Origin of the sequence: Microbulbifer sp. HZ11, assembly GCF_000708675.1 — a bacterium.
Taxonomy (GTDB): domain Bacteria; phylum Pseudomonadota; class Gammaproteobacteria; order Pseudomonadales; family Cellvibrionaceae; genus Microbulbifer.
Genome location: NZ_JELR01000001.1, coordinates 996,234 through 1,013,088, shown reverse-complemented (window position 1 = coordinate 1,013,088; position 16,855 = coordinate 996,234). Strand labels below are relative to the sequence as shown.

General features: G+C 55.7%; 12 protein-coding genes and 1 tRNA gene. 11 read left to right on the top strand and 2 right to left on the bottom strand.

What is annotated here, in order from left to right; all coding sequences use genetic code 11:
• Positions 1 to 83: 83 nt before the first annotated feature.
• Positions 84 to 680 carry an RNA 2',3'-cyclic phosphodiesterase gene (gene thpR / locus AU11_RS04450; protein WP_197023758.1) on the bottom strand — a complete coding sequence of 199 codons (597 nt, stop codon included), beginning with the start codon at positions 678 to 680 and terminating at the stop codon, positions 84 to 86.
• 214 nt (positions 681 to 894) lie between these two features.
• On the opposite strand from thpR, the gene AU11_RS04440 reads away from it, so the two are divergent.
• Together AU11_RS04440 and AU11_RS18630 are read left to right on the top strand one after the other, a co-directional pair.
• Positions 895 to 1,398: an Hsp20 family protein gene (locus tag AU11_RS04440; protein WP_043316768.1), complete on the top strand. Its 504-nt coding sequence runs from the start codon at positions 895 to 897 to the stop codon at positions 1,396 to 1,398.
• Between the two features lie 2 nt (positions 1,399 to 1,400).
• Positions 1,401 to 2,120 (top strand): class I SAM-dependent methyltransferase, encoded by a 720-nt coding sequence (locus tag AU11_RS18630; RefSeq protein WP_051686946.1) that lies wholly within the window; start codon positions 1,401 to 1,403, stop codon positions 2,118 to 2,120.
• Between the two features lie 5 nt (positions 2,121 to 2,125).
• Here the strand turns inward: AU11_RS18630 and AU11_RS04430 are convergent, their stop codons facing one another.
• A complete protein-coding gene (locus tag AU11_RS04430) occupies positions 2,126 to 3,112 on the bottom strand; it encodes a GlxA family transcriptional regulator (protein WP_043316766.1) in 987 nt (328 codons plus the stop codon).
• 294 nt (positions 3,113 to 3,406) lie between these two features.
• Here AU11_RS04430 and AU11_RS04425 point away from each other — a divergent pair, with 294 nt between their 5' ends.
• From AU11_RS04425 to AU11_RS04385, 9 genes are all read left to right on the top strand, one after another.
• Positions 3,407 to 5,266, top strand: a complete 1,860-nt coding sequence (locus AU11_RS04425; RefSeq protein WP_043316763.1) for a beta-ketoacyl synthase — start codon at positions 3,407 to 3,409, stop codon at positions 5,264 to 5,266.
• Positions 5,267 to 5,759: 493 nt separating this feature from the next.
• Positions 5,760 to 7,916, top strand: coding sequence for a fatty acid oxidation complex subunit alpha FadB (fadB, locus tag AU11_RS04420; RefSeq protein WP_043316760.1), 2,157 nt, complete (start codon positions 5,760 to 5,762; stop codon positions 7,914 to 7,916).
• Between the two features lie 11 nt (positions 7,917 to 7,927).
• Positions 7,928 to 9,103 carry an acetyl-CoA C-acyltransferase FadA gene (gene fadA, locus AU11_RS04415; RefSeq protein WP_043316758.1) on the top strand — a complete coding sequence of 392 codons (1,176 nt, stop codon included), beginning with the start codon at positions 7,928 to 7,930 and terminating at the stop codon, positions 9,101 to 9,103.
• A gap of 174 nt (positions 9,104 to 9,277) precedes the next feature.
• A tRNA-Leu gene (locus tag AU11_RS04410) sits at positions 9,278 to 9,362 on the top strand.
• 190 nt (positions 9,363 to 9,552) lie between these two features.
• The gene (gene tig / locus AU11_RS04405; protein WP_043316756.1) at positions 9,553 to 10,866 is read left to right on the top strand and encodes a trigger factor; all 1,314 of its coding nucleotides are present in this window, start codon (positions 9,553 to 9,555) and stop codon (positions 10,864 to 10,866) included.
• A 211-nt stretch (positions 10,867 to 11,077) separates the two neighbouring features.
• Positions 11,078 to 11,722 (top strand): ATP-dependent Clp endopeptidase proteolytic subunit ClpP, encoded by a 645-nt coding sequence (gene clpP, locus AU11_RS04400; protein ID WP_043316754.1) that lies wholly within the window; start codon positions 11,078 to 11,080, stop codon positions 11,720 to 11,722.
• Between the two features lie 228 nt (positions 11,723 to 11,950).
• Complete coding sequence (gene clpX / locus AU11_RS04395; RefSeq protein WP_043316752.1) at positions 11,951 to 13,234, top strand: ATP-dependent Clp protease ATP-binding subunit ClpX; 1,284 nt, start codon at positions 11,951 to 11,953, stop codon at positions 13,232 to 13,234.
• A gap of 402 nt (positions 13,235 to 13,636) precedes the next feature.
• The gene (gene lon, locus AU11_RS04390; protein WP_043316749.1) at positions 13,637 to 16,042 is read left to right on the top strand and encodes an endopeptidase La; all 2,406 of its coding nucleotides are present in this window, start codon (positions 13,637 to 13,639) and stop codon (positions 16,040 to 16,042) included.
• A 388-nt stretch (positions 16,043 to 16,430) separates the two neighbouring features.
• Complete coding sequence (locus tag AU11_RS04385; protein WP_010132873.1) at positions 16,431 to 16,703, top strand: HU family DNA-binding protein; 273 nt, start codon at positions 16,431 to 16,433, stop codon at positions 16,701 to 16,703.
• Positions 16,704 to 16,855 lie beyond the last annotated feature (152 nt).

Genomic DNA, 16,855 nt, shown 5'->3' with positions numbered 1-16,855 from the left:
TCTGATCGCCGGCGGGCTTTTTTGTGCCTGTTTTGTGCCTGTTTTGTGCCTGTTTTGTCCCTAGGGAACCTCTGATTAAGTCCCTAAGTTTTCGCTTCGGGAATCGAGGGTCCCGTTAACGGCAGTGTCAGTAGAGGGCGGTACTGGCTGCCACCGGGCGCGAGCAGGCTCTGGTAGAGCGTCAGGTTGTCCAGTGCGCAGGTGAAGTCTGCCGGGATGGGGGCTGGCTGGGAAAAGCCCGCTGTGCTGCGTGCAAGGGTGAAGTGTGGGCGAAATGACTTTCGCTCGGGTTTTTTTCCGGTAGCGCTCATGAGTGCCTGACATGCCTGGTGCAAGTCGGTTAGTCCAGGTGAGGGAAGTAGTTCCGCTGCGAATAGTGCAGCGCGCTTTTTGGGAAACGGGTGTGCACTGACAATTCTCCCGCAAAGAGGGGGCGATAGGCTGGCGATCTCCTCCATCCGCTGCTCTATTGCGTCCAGGTGGGACGGGTCCGTTTCGCCGAGAAATACCACGGTGAGGTGCCGGTTGCCATGGCTGGTCCAGCGAACTTTTCTCGGTATGCCGCGCAGCTTCGCTTCGCGGCAGATTCCGTCAAGAAAGCGCTGGGTACTCTGATCTGGAGTAACTCCTACAAACAGTCGGATCAAATCGGAGGCCGGGGCCTTTCGATGTGTGCGCACATTTTTTTGCATATTTTTTGGGTTTGGATCTTGAAGCCGAAACAGGCGGCCCTATATCTATGGGTAAGGGAGCAGGCTCGACAGAGGTGCTCCTGAAATACTGGTCAGCGCTCGCTATCGGGACAGCACCAGTCAATAACCGCCCGGTACAGAAGCGAGGCTTCACCAAGGTACGGGCAGCTTCCAAATATTGCTCTGAATTGAGGATATGACAATGCGTAATATCGATTTTTCTCCACTTTATCGCTCTGCAATTGGCTTCGATCGTCTGGCTAGCCTGCTAGATTCCATGAACAGTGCTGAACAGAATCAGCCAGCCTATCCCCCTTACAATATCGAGTTGACCGGGGAGGATGCTTACCGGATTTCCATGGCTGTGGCGGGGTTTGAGCAGTCAGAGCTGGATATCCAGGTGGAGCAAAACCGCCTGACTGTCAGTGGTAAAAAACCTGCGGACGAGAACCAGCGTAATTTCCTGCACCGCGGTATTGCTGCGCGCAATTTCGAACGGCGCTTCCAGTTGGCTGACCACGTGAGAGTGGTGGATGCTCAACTCTCCAACGGGTTGCTGCATATTGAGCTGGTGCGCGAAATTCCGGAGGCGATGAAACCTCGGAAAATAGAAATTTCCGGTGGTAACTTACTTCAGGCCAGTCCGTCAGGCCCGCAAGCTGTTGCCGAGGACGACGAGCAAGGCAAGGACGAGCAAGCCGCCTGATCGTGGATTCGTCGCAAACGAACCAGAATGGGCTGGCGTCGTCAGCGTCTTGCCCCCTGTGCCGCCTTCGGGCGGCACAGCCGTTTCTATACCACCGGGATCGCTTAAAAAAGGGGTATCGCGCCGTTGCTGAGGCCGGATCTCGGCTGTACTTTCAATGTGCTGGTTGTTCCCTGGTATACGTACCCCGTCAGTTTCACCTCTCTCCAGCGCAAGAAAAAGCCTACTACGATCTGCACGAAAACAGCCTGGAGGATCCCGGCTATGAAACGTTTCTGGGCCGATGTGCCGATCCGTTAATTTCTGCTTTACCTGCGGCTGCGGAGGGATTGGATTTTGGTTGTGGTCCGGCGCCTCTGCTGGCCCGCTTGCTTGAAAACGCCGGCCACCGCGTGGCGACTTACGATCTTTACTATCAGCCGGATGCAACGGTGTTGGCGAGATCCTACGATTTTATTGTCAGCACCGAAGTGGTAGAGCACCTGAGTGCACCGGGTGATGTAATCGAGATGTTGTGGCAGCGGGTGCGGCGGGGAGGGGTGCTTGCGCTGATGACCAAGCTCGTTGTCTCCAGAGAGCGTTTCGCCAGCTGGCATTATATTCGCGATCCCACTCACATCGCTTTTTTCAGTCGCGACACTTTTTCCTGGTTGGCTGCGCATCTGGGGGCCGAGCTGGAATTTGTCGCGTCTGATGTGGTTTTTTTGCGGCGGCCGGTTTGACCGGGTCAGGTGTTGACTCGAAACAGTTTTGCCCGCACGGTCGTACGGTACTCGCTGGGGGTGGTGGATAAGAATTTTTTGAACAGGGCGGTAAAGTGCCCCATGTCCTGGTAGCCCACCTTCTCGGCAATTTCATTTACCGATAGATTGCTTGACTGTAATAATTCTCTGGCCATGTCCACGCGTACATTCTGCAGATACTGCAGGGGTGTTTGCCCGGTTGCCAATTTGAAGCGGCGATTGAAGGATCGCACGCTCATGTCGAATGTCTTCGCCACTTCACTCAGTTTTACGTCATCGCTGCAGTGCTGCTTCAGCCATGTCTGAGCCTGTACGATGTCTTCGTCCGGATGCAGGTGCACCGCACCCTCTGAGTAGGCAATTTCTTCAAAGGGGCGACGGATTTCGTGGGAAAAGTTGCGCTCAACATGGCTCGCCACTGACGGACCGTAAAGTTGCCGGATCAGGTGCACCGTTACATCCGCCAGCGCGTTCACACTGGCAGCGCAGAACAGCTTATCGGTCTGGGTAATAAAATACTGACGTTTGAGTTTTACTTGCGGATAGTCTGCGGCAAACCGCTCAAAATAATGCCAATGAGTGGTGGCCGGCTTGCCGTCCAGTAGTCCGGCCTCTGCAAGAAAACACACGCCGGTACCAACGGCGCTGATCGCGGCACCTTTGCACGCCTGATCGTTGAGCCAATCCAGTAGTGGTGTGCTTCGCTTGAGTGCCGGGCGGGGATTTCGCCACAGCGCGGGGAGGTAGACGATATCGCTATCGGGGACCTGGGCAAGGGCCATGTCTGGCGCTAGATTGAATCCGGAACGCGATCTTACCGGGGCGCCATCGACACTTGCGGTGATCAGTTTCAGAGGGGTGGATTTTCCCTCTGCCCGTGCCCGGCTCTCTGCCCCGCGCAGCATTTCCAGGGGCAGCATTGTGCCGGTGGATAGCATTTGGTCAATCAGCAGGAAAGTGACGGTGGGCATCAGGTAACTCTCTGGGGTAACTCTCTAGGGTAGCGTGGAATTCAGTACTGCAGTCGAGCTTGTGGCACGACCGCAGGATAGTGATGTGTTCAGCACTATTCGCCGCACGTTCTCCGCCGCCACCGGGCCTCGTACCAATGCAGCCCGGCGGGTGCACAGGCGCAATGGCCAGATGGTCAAAATTGCTGGCCAGTATGCCCATAACGAGGCCGAATCGCCAGCCCCTAAACTGACGCACATCCGATTTTACCGGGTCAATTTGTTTCGTATTTCCGTATCAGGCTGGAGGTCAGGATGCAGCGCCTACCCGTTATCACTGCGTTTGGGGGGTTTAACCCGGCAGGTCGCAGTTCCTTCCACCGCGGCTACAAGCGCGTGGTGTTGGATAGTCTCGGGGCGGAAGAGCGCACCGATGTACTATCTGACCTGGCGGCACTGATGGGCCTGCGCACGGGCGCGGAGGTTACAGGTCCCCTGGGTGCAGAGCTGGAACAGCGGGTGCTGGAGGGTACCCTGGTGCGAGCACTTGAACCGCGGTTCTACGATTATCGCCAGTGCCACTTCCATCAGCCGGCTTCTCTGGCGAGTACTGAAGGCTTTACTTTTGAGATGTCTGCACGTCAATTGCCAAACCCGCTGCCAGCGGATTGGCAGGTAGAGGCGCTTGAGACCGGACGGGTAAAAGTGCGTGCCGGCAGCCTGTCGGTGATGCTTGATAGTCACCGGGAAATTGCGGTGGCGTCTGCGGGACAGTTGCCCACCGGCTTTGAGCCGGGCGAGCAGTACAATTCCCGGTTCCATCCCCGGGGCCTGCAGTTGGCGATTCTCGGCGCCTCCGATGCGGTGCAATCACTGGGAATCGACTGGGGCATGGTCGCCGAAAAGGCCGGGCCCGACAAAATTTCCGTTTATGCCAGTTCCGCCATGAGCCAGTTAGATCCCAATGGCAACGGTGGCTTGTTGCAGTCGCGCCTGCGCGGTGGCCGTGTCAGCTCCAAGCAGCTGGCGCTGGGTCTCACCAGTATGCCGGCCGATTTTGTGAATGCCTATGTGCTGGGCAGCGTGGGAACTACTGGTGCGGTTGCCGGTGCTTGTGCAACTTATCTCTACAATCTGCGCTCGGCGGTGGAAGATATTCGCTGTGGCCGCGCTCGGGTTGCGGTTGTGGGGGCTGCGGAAGCTCCGCTGGTGCCGGAAGTGGTCGATGGCTACGCCACCATGGGTGCTTTGGCCAATCTGGATGGGCTGCGCAAAATATTCGGCGAGAATATCGATTTCCGCCGCGCCAGTCGCCCATTTGGTGACAACTGCGGCTTTACCCTGGGCGAGGGTAGTCAGTGGGTGGTGCTGATGGACGATGAGCTGGCTCTTGAGCTGGGTGCGCCCATTCACGGGGCTGTCGCCAATGTCTTCGTCAATGCCGATGGGCCCAAAAAGTCCATATCTGCGCCAGGCCCGGGTAACTATCTGACGGTGGCGCGCGCCATGGCGGAAGCCCGGGCGATTCTCGGTGAAGAAAGCTTGCGCCAGCGCAGTTTTGTGCAGGCACATGGTTCCAGCACCCCGCAAAACCGGGTTACTGAGTCAGCAATTTTTGATCGCTTGGCGGCGGCTTTCTCGATAAAAGAGTGGCCAGTGTGTGCGGTGAAGGCGTTTGTGGGGCATACCGTGGCGGCCGCCAGTGGGGATCAACTGATCACCAGCCTGGGCGTGTTCAACCGCGGTATCCTGCCCGGTATCACCACCATTGATCGGGTAGCGGAGGATGTGCATCACGAGCATCTTGCTCTTTCTTTGACGCATGTGGAGCGCGACCCTGAGACTCTGGATGTGGCATTCCTTAACTCTAAGGGGTTTGGTGGTAACAACGCGACAGCCAGTGTGCTTGCGCCCCATGTTACCCGGCGCATGCTCACCAAGCGTCACGGCCAGGCTGCATTTACCGCATACCAGAAGCGCAATGAGGTGGTAGCGGAACAGTCTGCGGCCTACGATGCGCGTGCCAGTCGCGGTGATCTCAACGCCATTTACCGATTCGGTGAAGGTTTGATCGATGAGGCTGCCATTGAGATGGATGCCCATACACTGACGCTCCCCGGTGGGGCTGGTGCCATTTCTCTGGATGCGGACAACCCCTTTGCGGATATGGTCTGAGTAGGTCCGATGCTGGCCCGTGAGAGCGGGTCAGCATCGGTACCTTCGGCAGAGTATTCCGCTGTCTGCCGCTTCGCGCGCCTATCCCGACTTTCCTCACTTCATTGCTCGCCCCACGGGCTCCCCCAACAGCCGCTTTTTCCCGCTATGCTTGCTGCGCACACCGCTGTTGCCGGGGTGAGCCCACGTAGAAATAAATTCCCCGGTTCGTGAACGATTGGGTCAGATTTTGATCGGAATGGGTGCAAGACCACAATATTGGCACCTGCATGCACCGAACCGGACAGTGGATATGGCAGAAATGGTATTCAAACACACGTTTGAATCTGGCTATACTTGGCGCGTTGACTGATTTCGGACAGTGCGTCATCAACTGGCAACACGAGTGCCGCACGCTGTTCGCGGCGAGTCCTATCTCAGTCTTGCACAACCCGACCCCCGGACCGGTCCATTGATACCAATGACACCGGGTCACCAATCAATGAGGTCAATAATGTTATTTAGTGGCAAAGCGCTATCCGTGCAGATGCTGGAAAACGGCATCGCGGAACTGAAATTCGATCTGGAAGGCGAGTCCGTCAACAAATTCAATCGTCTCACGGTATCGGAGTTTTCCGACGCTCTGGATGCGATTGAACAAGCGGGCGATATCAAAGGCTTACTGCTGACCAGTGGCAAGAGTGTATTCATCGTCGGTGCCGACATTACCGAATTTGGAGGAGCCTTCTCCGCCGGTCCGGAAGGCATCGCCGAACTGATGAACAAGAACAACGAGAATATCAATCGCCTGGAAGACCTCCCGTTCCCCACAGCGGTAGCCATCAACGGTTACGCACTGGGCGGCGGCTTCGAGGTCTGCCTGGGTTGTGACTTCCGTGTAATGGGCGACAAAGCCAAGGTGGGCCTGCCAGAAGTAAAACTGGGCCTGATTCCCGGTTGGGGTGGCACCGTGCGTCTGCCGCGCGTCGTCGGTGTTGATGTTGCGGCCGAGTGGATTGCGGCGGGTAAAGAGCAGCGTCCGGATGCGGCGCTGACCGCTCATGCGGTGGATGCGGTAGTTCCGACCGACAAGCTGAAAGACGCCGCGCTGAAATTGCTCGAACGCGCCATTGCCGGCGAGTTGAATTATGAGAAGCGTCGCGAGATCAAGAAGTCGCCGATCCCGCTGAACGACACCGAAGCGCTGATGGCCTTCTTCACTACCAAGGCGTTTGTCGGCCAGCAGGCGGGGCGCAATTATCCGTCGCCGGTGAATGCGGTGACTTCTATCGAGCAGGGCTACAAAGTCGATCGCGAAGAAGCCCTGAAGATTGAGCAGCAGCAGTTTATTGCCAGTGCCCAAACCGAAACCGCCAAATCTCTGGTGGGTCTGTTTCTGAGTGATCAGAAAGTGGGCAAGGTGGCAAAAGGCTGGGAGAAAAAGTCGGACAAGGATATCGAGCGCGCTGCGGTACTGGGCGCCGGTATCATGGGTGGTGGTATTGCCTACCAGTCTGCCTACAAAGGCACGCCGATCAAGATGAAGGACATCGCTCAGGACGGCATCGATCTGGGTCTGAAAGAGGCGGGCAAACTGCTTACCAAGCTGGTTGATCGCGGTCGCATGACCCCGGCGAAAATGGCTGAGACCCTGAACCGCATCGAGCCCACTCTGAGTTACGACGGTTTTGACAATGTCGATATTGTTGTCGAGGCCGTGGTGGAAAACCCGAAGGTGAAGCACGCGGTGCTAAAAGAAGTGGAAACCAAGGTGACCGACGATACCGTCATAGCCTCCAACACTTCCACCATCTCCATTGACTCCCTGGCGGAGCCACTGTCCCGCCCGGAAAACTTCCTCGGCATGCACTTTTTCAACCCGGTGCACAAAATGCCGCTGGTGGAAGTGATTCGCGGTGAGAAGACCTCCGAAAATGCCATTGCACGCGTTGTGGCGTATGCCAACAAGATGGGCAAGAAGGCCATCGTGGTGCGCGATTGTCCTGGGTTCCTTGTAAACCGCGTACTCTTCCCCTATTTCGCTGGCTTCGCCATGCTGGTGCGCGACGGCGCGGATTTCCAGCAGGTGGACAAGGTGATGGAGCGTTGGGGCTGGCCAATGGGCCCGGCTTACCTGATGGATGTAGTCGGTATTGATACCGGTGTGCACGCTGAGCAAGTGATGGCGGAAGGCTTCCCGGACCGCATGGGTAAATCCTTCACTGCTGCTTCTGATGTCATGTATGAAGCGGGTCGTTACGGTCAGAAAAATGGCAAAGGTTTCTACGTCTACGAAGAAGACAAAAAAGGTCGTCCGAAGAAAGTGGCAACCGATGAGGCCTATGAGCTGCTGAAGCCCCACGTTGCCGAGCGCCGTGAGTTTGAAAACGAAGAGATCATCGAGCGTATGATGGTGCCGATGGCGACCGAGCTCGCCCGCTGCCTGGAAGAAGGTATTGTGGATTCTCCTGCGGAAGCGGATATGGCGCTCATCTACGGCATCGGTTTCCCGCCGTTCCGCGGCGGCATCTTCGCTTGGCTGGACAGCATTGGTCTCGATACCTTCGTGAAAATGGCCGAGAAGCACAGCGACCTGGGTCCGCTGTATGAGCCGACCAAAGGTATGCGTGAAATGGCTGCCAGCGGCAAAACCTACTACGGCGACAAGTAAGGAGAGTTTCCATGAGTCTGAATCCTAGAGATGCCGTAATCGTCGACTACGCGCGCACCGCCATGGGTCGATCCAAGAACGGTGTTTACCGCAACGTGCGTGCGGACGACATGTCTGCAGAACTGCTGAAAAAATTCCTGCAGCGCAACGGCAAGCTGGACCCGAAAGAAATCGATGACCTGATCTGGGGCTGCGTAATGCAGCGCGACGAGCAGGGTTTCAATGTGGCGCGGTTTATTCTGCTGCGCGCGGGTCTTCCGCACACCATTCCGGCGCAGACTGTAAACCGTCTGTGTGGCTCTTCCATGTCGGCGCTGCACACTGCGGCGGCGAATATCCAGGCCGGTGTTGGTGATGTGTACGTGGTCGGTGGCGTAGAGCACATGGGCCACCTGAACATGATGGAACATGTGAGCCCCAACCCGATGCTGGGGCGCAACATGGCCAAGGCCGCCGGTTCCATGGGTATGACCGCCGAATACCTGGCAATGATGCACGGTATCCAGCGCCAGCAGATGGATGAATTTGGCGCCCGCTCTCACCAGCTGGCCGCCAAGGCTACCAAGGAAGGTAAGTTCAATCGCGAAATTATCGCGATCGAGGGACACGATGAAGACGGCGTGCCGATGCTGGTGGAAACCGACCAGACCATTCGCCCGGATACTACTGCGGAGGCGCTTGCCCAGTTGAAGCCGGCATTCGATCCGAAACATGGCCAGGTGACTGCCGGAACCTCCTCGCAGATTACCGACGGCGCTTCCGTGATGCTGGTGATGTCGGCGGAGCGTGCCCAGTCTCTCGGTCTGACGCCGATCGCCAAAGTGCGTGAGATGGCATTGGCTGGTGTGGATCCTTCCATCATGGGTTACGGCCCGGTTCCCTCCACGCAGAACGCGTTGAAGCGTGCCGGCCTTACCATCGAGGATATTGACAAGCTGGAATTGAACGAGGCCTTTGCGGCGCAGGCGTTGCCGGTGCTGAAGGACCTGAATCTGCTGGACGTCATGGACGAAAAGGTAAACCTCTACGGCGGTGCGATCGCCCTGGGGCACCCCTTCGGTTGTTCCGGTGTGCGTATCACCGGCACCTTGCTGTCCGTCATGCAGAATGAAGGCGGTAATCTCGGCGTTTCGACCATGTGTATTGGTCTGGGGCAGGGGATTACCACGATTCTCGAGCGCGTCTAAGTCGCCGGGATTCGCGTATGAGATCAGGGCGCCTGCGGGCGCCCTGATTGTTTTCGGCGTACTTATTGAAGCCCTGTGTCCACTGTGGCACAATCTGCTCCCCTCGCTGGACGTGCAGCCTGTTTTTTTCTAAAAGTTCAGGGAAATCAAAGGCTTATCCGCGAGTGTGTCGTTGGGGACGTGGTGGAATTGGTAGACACGCCAGATTTAGGTTCTGGTGCCGCAAGGTGTGAGAGTTCAAGTCTCTCCGTCCCCACCAATCAGGAATTTTGCAGTCCGTGCTCATTCGGTACCTTCAACGCGCTTGCGAAGTGCGCTCAGGGAGGTAGTGGCGCGGGCTGTTTGTATTTGGCGGCCGAACAAGCATCGGCGCAACGCTAATCGCTGGTGCGGGCAAGCATTCCCGTAGCCCGGCATTCAGTGAAGAGAAGAGTCTCACGAGGATTAACATGCAGGTTTCCATCGAAACAACTTCCGGTCTGGAACGTCGCTTAACCGTCAATCTGCCGGCAGAAGTGGTTGATAAGGAAGTAGACAAGCGCCTTCAGCAAGCGGCAAAGACCGTGCGCATCAACGGCTTCCGTAAAGGCAAGGTGCCGATGAAGGTTGTGCGTCAGCGTTTTGGTGCTGGAGTTCGTCAGGAAGTGCTGGGCGAAGTAATGAGCCGCTCTTTCTACGACGCTGTTCAGAAGGAGCAGGTTAAGCCGGCTGGTCAGCCGAGCATCGAAGCCAAGAATGTGACCGAAGGTGAGAATCTGGAGTACGTAGCGACCTTCGAGGTTTATCCGGAAGTTGAGCTGGCGGACCTGTCAGAAATCGCCGTTGAGCGTCCCGTGGCTGAAGTAACCGATGCGGACGTGGACAATATGATCGACGTTCTGCGTAAGCAGCAGTCTGGCTGGAAAGAAACCAAGCGCAAGGCTCAGAAAGGCGACCGCGTAACCATCGACTTCGTTGGCCGCAAAGACGGCGAAGAGTTTGAGGGTGGTAAAGCCGAAGGTCAGCAGCTGGTGTTGGGTTCTGGCAGCATGATTCCCGGTTTCGAAGATGGCATCCTCGGCATGAAGCCGGGCGAAGAGAAAGAAGTGGAAGTAACCTTCCCTGAAGATTACCAGGCGGAAAACCTGAAAGGGGCGAAAGCCGTTTTCACTATCAAGGTGACTGCGTCTGAGAAACCGGAGCTGCCGGAGTTGAACGACGAATTCTTCGCGGGTTATGGCGTTGAAGAGGGTGGCGAAGAGAAGTTTCGCGAGGAAGTGCGTGGCAATATGCAGCGCGAGCTGAAGAATGCGGCACTGAATAAGGTCAAGACCCAGGTCATGGACCAGCTGTTTGAAAAGCATCAGGTGGAAATTCCCGCTGCACTGGTAGCGGGTGAAGTTCAGACCCTGCGCGGCCAGATGATTCAGCAGTTTGGCGGTCAGATCAAACCGGAAGATGCTGCGAAAATGCTGCCGGATACCATGTTTGAAGATCAGGCAAAGCGTCGAGTAGTACTGGGCCTGGTAGTTGGCGAGATTGTGAAAGAAAACAAACTGTCCGTCGATGCTGACCGTGTAAAAGCCAAGGTTGAAGAGCTTGCTTCCACTTATCAGCAGCCGGAAGAAGTGGTTGAGTACTATCTGAATAACCGCGAGCTGCTGGCTGGTGTCGAGTCCGTAGTGCTGGAAGATCAGGTTGTTGATTTTGTTTTGGATAAAGCAAAAGTCAGCGATGTCGAAAGCAGCTACGACGATGTGATCAAGCCACAAAAGCAGTCTTGATTCGCGCTCGATAGTGTTTAAGGCGGCCACCTTCGGGTGGCCGTTTTCGTTTATGGGTTTTGTATATTCAGCTCGGTGGCGCGAGTGTCAATCTGGCATTATTGCGAATGAGCGGTTAAGCTCAGGTTGAGCGAATTTTTCAGAAGTGTGTCTTTTTTGAGCACATGCGTTCTGACCCGCCTAATACGCCGAAAAAGGAAGCATCGTATCCATGGCATATTTTGATAATCCAATGAACTCCAAAGAAATTCTCGCCACTGGTGGCCTGGTGCCCATGGTGGTGGAGCAGACTGCCAGAGGGGAGCGTTCATTCGATATTTACTCCCGTCTGTTGAAAGAGCGCGTGATTTTTATGGTGGGCCCGGTCGAAGACCATATGGCCAACCTGGTGGTGGCGCAGCTGCTTTTCCTGGAAGCGGAAAACCCGGACAAAGACATTCACCTGTACATCAACTCCCCGGGTGGTTCGGTGACGGCTGGAATGTCGATCTATGACACCATGCAGTTTATCAAACCTGACGTCAGCACCATGTGTATTGGTCAGGCCTGTAGTATGGGGGCTTTTCTGTTGACGGCGGGCGCGGAAGGCAAGCGCTACGCGACACCAAATTCCCGCGTGATGATTCACCAGCCCAGCGGTGGTGCTCAGGGGCAGGCGTCGGATATTCATATCCACGCTCAGGAAATCTTGAAAATCCGCGCGCGCCTGAATGAGCTGATGGCGCATCACACAGGTCGAAGCGTGGCGGATATCGAGCGCGACACCGACCGCGACCGCTTCCTCAGTGCCGACGAAGCCAAGGAATATGGTCTGGTCGACGATGTGCTGGCCCAGCGTCAGAATTTGGGCAAGTAATACTGCAGTCGGACTGACTGCGCACCAAATCCCTAAAATACCCGAGGGTGAGGGGAGGGTTGTCCCGCGGATTTCCGCAAGCCATAGCGGGAACTGTGGGGCAGCGCTACCGCCGTACCCGGAGGAGAGAATAAAAAAGCTTGAAAATCCTGCCAAAAGACCGCATCTTGGCTATGAACCCTATTTGCCGCCGAGTTTTGGCTGGCTATGAGACCACGGAGTACTTAGATGACTGAAAAGAACAGCGGAGACGATAACGGCAAACTCCTTTACTGTTCCTTCTGTGGCAAGAGCCAGCAGGAAGTGCGCAAACTGATCGCAGGCCCCTCTGTATACATCTGTGACGAATGCGTCGAACTCTGCACCGATATCATCCGTGAGGAGGTGCAGGAAACCGTCGATGGCGACGATTCCCGTCTGCCGACTCCTCAGGAAATTACCGAAATCCTCGACCAGTATGTCATTGGTCAGGCGCGCGCCAAAAAGGTGCTCGCAGTTGCGGTATACAACCACTACAAGCGTCTGCGCACCAGTAAAGGTGTAAAAGGTAAAGACGATGTGGAACTCGGTAAATCCAATATTCTGCTGGTTGGGCCTACCGGCAGTGGTAAGACTTTGCTTGCCGAAACCCTTGCGCGACTGCTGAATGTGCCGTTCACCATCGCTGACGCGACCACGCTTACCGAAGCGGGCTACGTTGGTGAGGACGTCGAGAACATCATTCAGAAGCTGCTGCAGAAGTGCGATTACGATGTGGAAAAGGCCCAGCAGGGTATCGTTTACATCGATGAGATCGACAAGATTTCCCGCAAGTCGGACAACCCGTCGATCACTCGTGATGTGTCCGGGGAAGGTGTGCAGCAGGCTCTGTTGAAACTGATCGAAGGAACCGTCGCTTCTGTTCCGCCTCAGGGTGGCCGCAAGCACCCGCAGCAGGAGTTCCTGCAGGTGGACACCTCCAATATCCTGTTCATTTGCGGTGGTGCATTTGCAGGGCTGGACAAGGTGATTCGCGATCGTTCCGAGAAGGGTGGCATCGGCTTCTCCGCGGAAGTAAAGTCCAAGGATAGCAACAGTAACTTCGGCGAAGTGCTGCTGGATCTGGAGCCGGAAGACCTGGTGCGTTACGGTCTGATTCCTGAATTTGTTGGTCGTCTGCCGGTGACCGCGACTCTGGAAGAGTTGAACCGCGCCGCCCTGGTGCAGATTCTCACCGAGCCGCGCAATGCCTTGACCAAGCAGTACGGCAAGTTGTTCGATATGGAAGGGGTCGAGTTGGACTTCCGTCCGGATGCGCTGGACGCAGTTGCCACCAAGGCCATGGAGCGTAAAACCGGTGCCCGGGGTTTGCGTTCGATCATGGAATCTGTGCTGCTGGAAACCATGTACGACATCCCGTCCATGGACAATGTGGCCAAGGTGGTCATTGACGAAGCGGTGATCAAGGGCGAGTCCGCACCGCTGCTGGTGTATGAGCAGGCCGAGGCGCAAAAAGTGGCGCCCGAGGAGTAATACTTCGGGCCCTGAGCTGGCTCCATTCGCCTATGAAAAAGCCCCATTTTGGGGCTTTTTTTATGTTTGCCGTTTGGGCATTGCCTACACCGACGGGCTCTCCGGGCGTTAGGGTGATGACCCTGGCGTCTTTGTCCTGCCGACTCAAAGGTGAGTTGGTTTTGTGCTAAGCAGTGCCGGCATTCAGAAACTACAGTTTTGTGCGACCAAGGCCGACTCTGCGGAATTAAACTAATTTTGCTGCGCACGGCGGTGCAGGCTTGTTATTCTGCTGTATGCCCCCACTTTAGCTGTTGAACAGGCACTAGCCGTACAAAAGACCGCATCAGGAACTGCGGCTTGCGACGACGAATACGCTGCCAATCTGGCGGTTCCTGCCGCCTGAAGGCCGAGAGGAGTTATATGGACCAGCCATCCGAGACCTTGAACGAATACCCCCTGCTGCCACTGCGAGACGTGGTGGTATATCCGCATATGGTTATCCCGCTGTTTGTTGGCCGGGAAAAATCCATTGATGCGCTGGAAGATGCCATGCGCAGTGATAAGCAGGTATTGCTGGTTGCCCAGCGTCAGGCATCAGAAGATGATCCTGGCGCCGAAGACGTTTACCGTGTGGGTACCGTTGCCAGTGTGTTGCAACTGCTTAAACTGCCCGATGGCACCGTGAAGGTGCTGGTGGAGGGCGGCCACCGGGTAAAGGTGGAGGAAATTACCGAAGGGGAAGGGCATTACCGTGCCACCGTATCCCCCATTGACTCCGAGGATTTACCCGAGGCGGAAGCGGAGGCGCTGGTGCGCTCCGCGATGTCCCAGTTTGAGCAGTATGTCAGCGTGAGCAAGAAGGTGCCCAACGAGGTAATGACTTCCCTGTCCGGGATCGATGAACCGGGTCGCCTCGCAGATACCATTGCCGCGCACATGTCCCTGGACCTGCCCCAGAAGCAGGAGCTGCTGGAGACGATCAGTGTCAAGGAGCGTCTCGAGCACCTGCTGGGGTTGATGGACTCGGAAATTGACCTGATCCAGGTCGAAAAACGCATTCGCGGTCGTGTCAAAAAGCAGATGGAGAAGAGTCAGCGCGAGTACTATCTGAATGAACAGATGAAGGCGATTCAGAAAGAGTTGGGCGAGATCACCGAAGAGCCCAATGAAATTGAGGAGCTGGAGAAGAAAATCGCCGACTCGGGGATGTCTGCCGAGGCTGAGAAGAAAACCCGTGCCGAACTGGGCAAGCTGAAAATGATGTCGCCCATGTCTGCGGAAGCCTCCGTGTTGCGCAGTTACATCGACTGGATGCTGAGTGTACCGTGGAAAAAGGCCAGCCGCGTGCGTCACGACCTGATCAAGGCAGAAGAAATTCTGAACAAAGATCACTACGGTCTGGAAGAGGTCAAGGAGCGTATCCTCGAATATCTCGCGGTGCAAAAGCGCGTGAAAAAAGTGAAAGGCCCAATTCTCTGCCTGGTTGGACCGCCTGGGGTCGGTAAAACTTCCCTCGGCGAATCCATCGCCCGTGCGACCAATCGCAAATATGTGCGTATGGCCCTGGGGGGCGTGCGCGATGAAGCGGAAATTCGCGGGCACCGTAGGACTTACATTGGTTCTTTACCGGGGAAGCTGGTTCAGAAAATTTCTAAAGTGGGGGTAAAAAACCCGCTCTTTCTGCTGGACGAAGTTGACAAAATGGGTATGGATCACCGCGGTGATCCCGCTTCGGCACTACTTGAGGTGCTGGATCCGGAGCAGAACAAGTCGTTTAACGACCATTACCTGGAAGTCGATTACGACCTCTCCGATGTGATGTTTGTGTGCACCTCCAACTCGATGAATATTCCCGGTCCGTTACTTGATCGTATGGAGGTGATTCGAATCCCCGGTTATACCGAGGATGAAAAACTGAACATCGCCCAGCGTTATCTCATTCCAAAGCAGCGCAAAGCCGCCGGTTTGAAGCCAGAGGAATTGGAGCTGGCAGATGAGGCTGTGCGCGATGTGGTGCGCTATTACACCCGTGAGGCCGGTGTGCGTGGTTTGGATCGGGAGATGGCAAAAATCTGCCGAAAAGTGGTCACCGAGCATGTGCGGAACGCCACTACTAAAAAGGTGGTGATCAAGTCGGAACAGCTAGAAGACTTGTTGGGTGTGCGGAAGTTTGATTACGGCCGCGCCGAGGAAGAAAACAAGATTGGTCAGGTCACCGGATTGGCATGGACTGAAGTGGGTGGAGAACTGCTCACCATCGAGTCTTCGGCGGTGTCCGGCAAGGGGCGGGTGATTAAAACCGGTTCTCTGGGTGACGTGATGCAAGAGTCCATTCAGGCGGCTCTGACCGTTGTGCGCGCTCGTGCGCAGGCGCTGGGTATCGCGCCAGACTTCCACGAGACCCGTGATATACATATTCACGTGCCGGAGGGGGCGACCCCAAAGGATGGGCCGTCGGCAGGTATCGCCATGTGCACGGTTCTGGCATCGGTGTTGACCAACATCCCGGTGCGCTCCGATGTGGCAATGACTGGTGAAATTACCTTACGCGGTGAAGTGTTGCGCATCGGGGGGCTGAAGGAGAAGTTACTGGCGGCCCATCGCGGTGGTATCAAAACCGTTCTGATTCCCGCGGACAATGAGCGTGACCTTAAGGATATTCCTGACAATATCCAGCAGGATTTGGTGATCAAGCCGGTAAAATGGATTGATCAGGTGCTGGAGTACGCGCTGGAAACCATGCCCAGCCCGCTCAGTGATGAAGAGTACTCTGCTTTGCAGAAGCAGGCGGATGAGCGCTCCCAGCGCTCGGTGCAAACTCACTAAAAGGCCAGCCATCCGGTCGGCAAAAAAACCATTGAAACCTCGGCAGCAAGTCGCGTAGAGTACGCGACCTGCTGTTGCTGCAGGTTAAAAAATGAACTTGCCGACCGTTGATTGAACAAGTGCGCTTCAAAATTGTCCAACTGCCCGCAAAGCCGCATGGTTCCTTGACCCACCAACAGGCAGTTGGTATAAAACGTGGCTTGTTGCGCTGCGGGGGAGCCGCAGGCGATTAAAAATCGACTGCTAAAAATGCACGATTGCGCCTTGTAAAACGGGGTTGCAACAGACCTGAAAAAGACACCTGGAAATCACGTCCGGAAGGATCTTCCGGATGCAGAATCTAGTTATTTAGACCATTTAGACCTAGAAAAGAACAGAGGGATATAGCGTGAATAAGTCCGAACTGATTGAAGCCATCGCCGCGTCTGCCGACATTCCTAAGGCAGCTGCTGGCCGCGCTCTGGACGCCATGGTAGACAGCATTACCGACGCACTGAAGAAAGGCGATCAGGTTGCTCTGGTTGGCTTTGGTACTTTTGCTGTTAAAGAGCGCGCTGCCCGCACCGGCCGCAACCCGCGCACTGGTGACCCGATTGAAATCGCAGCGGCTAAAATCCCGAACTTCAAAGCTGGTAAAGCTTTGAAAGACGCGGTGAACTAAGAAGCCTTGTAAAAGCAATGCTTCAAAGAGGCGTATCATCTGGATGCGCCTTTTTTGTTTGTGAAAGAAAAAATTGTAAACAGGATCAACAGATAATTTGTCCTGATCGGCCTCAGCAAACCCTGGACCTGAGATCGATACAACAATAAAGA

Bases quoted from the DNA above. Each gene is read 5' to 3' on its own strand.
- AU11_RS04440 (WP_043316768.1), top strand. From the start codon at position 895: ATGCGTAATATCGATTTTTCTCCACTTTATCGCTCTGCAATTGGCTTC.
- AU11_RS04430 (WP_043316766.1), bottom strand. From the start codon at position 3,112: ATGCCCACCGTCACTTTCCTGCTGATTGACCAAATGCTATCCACCGGC.
- AU11_RS04425 (WP_043316763.1), top strand. From the start codon at position 3,407: ATGCAGCGCCTACCCGTTATCACTGCGTTTGGGGGGTTTAACCCGGCA.
- fadB (WP_043316760.1), top strand. From the start codon at position 5,760: ATGTTATTTAGTGGCAAAGCGCTATCCGTGCAGATGCTGGAAAACGGC.
- fadA (WP_043316758.1), top strand. From the start codon at position 7,928: ATGAGTCTGAATCCTAGAGATGCCGTAATCGTCGACTACGCGCGCACC.
- tig (WP_043316756.1), top strand. From the start codon at position 9,553: ATGCAGGTTTCCATCGAAACAACTTCCGGTCTGGAACGTCGCTTAACC.
- clpP (WP_043316754.1), top strand. From the start codon at position 11,078: ATGGCATATTTTGATAATCCAATGAACTCCAAAGAAATTCTCGCCACT.
- clpX (WP_043316752.1), top strand. From the start codon at position 11,951: ATGACTGAAAAGAACAGCGGAGACGATAACGGCAAACTCCTTTACTGT.
- lon (WP_043316749.1), top strand. From the start codon at position 13,637: ATGGACCAGCCATCCGAGACCTTGAACGAATACCCCCTGCTGCCACTG.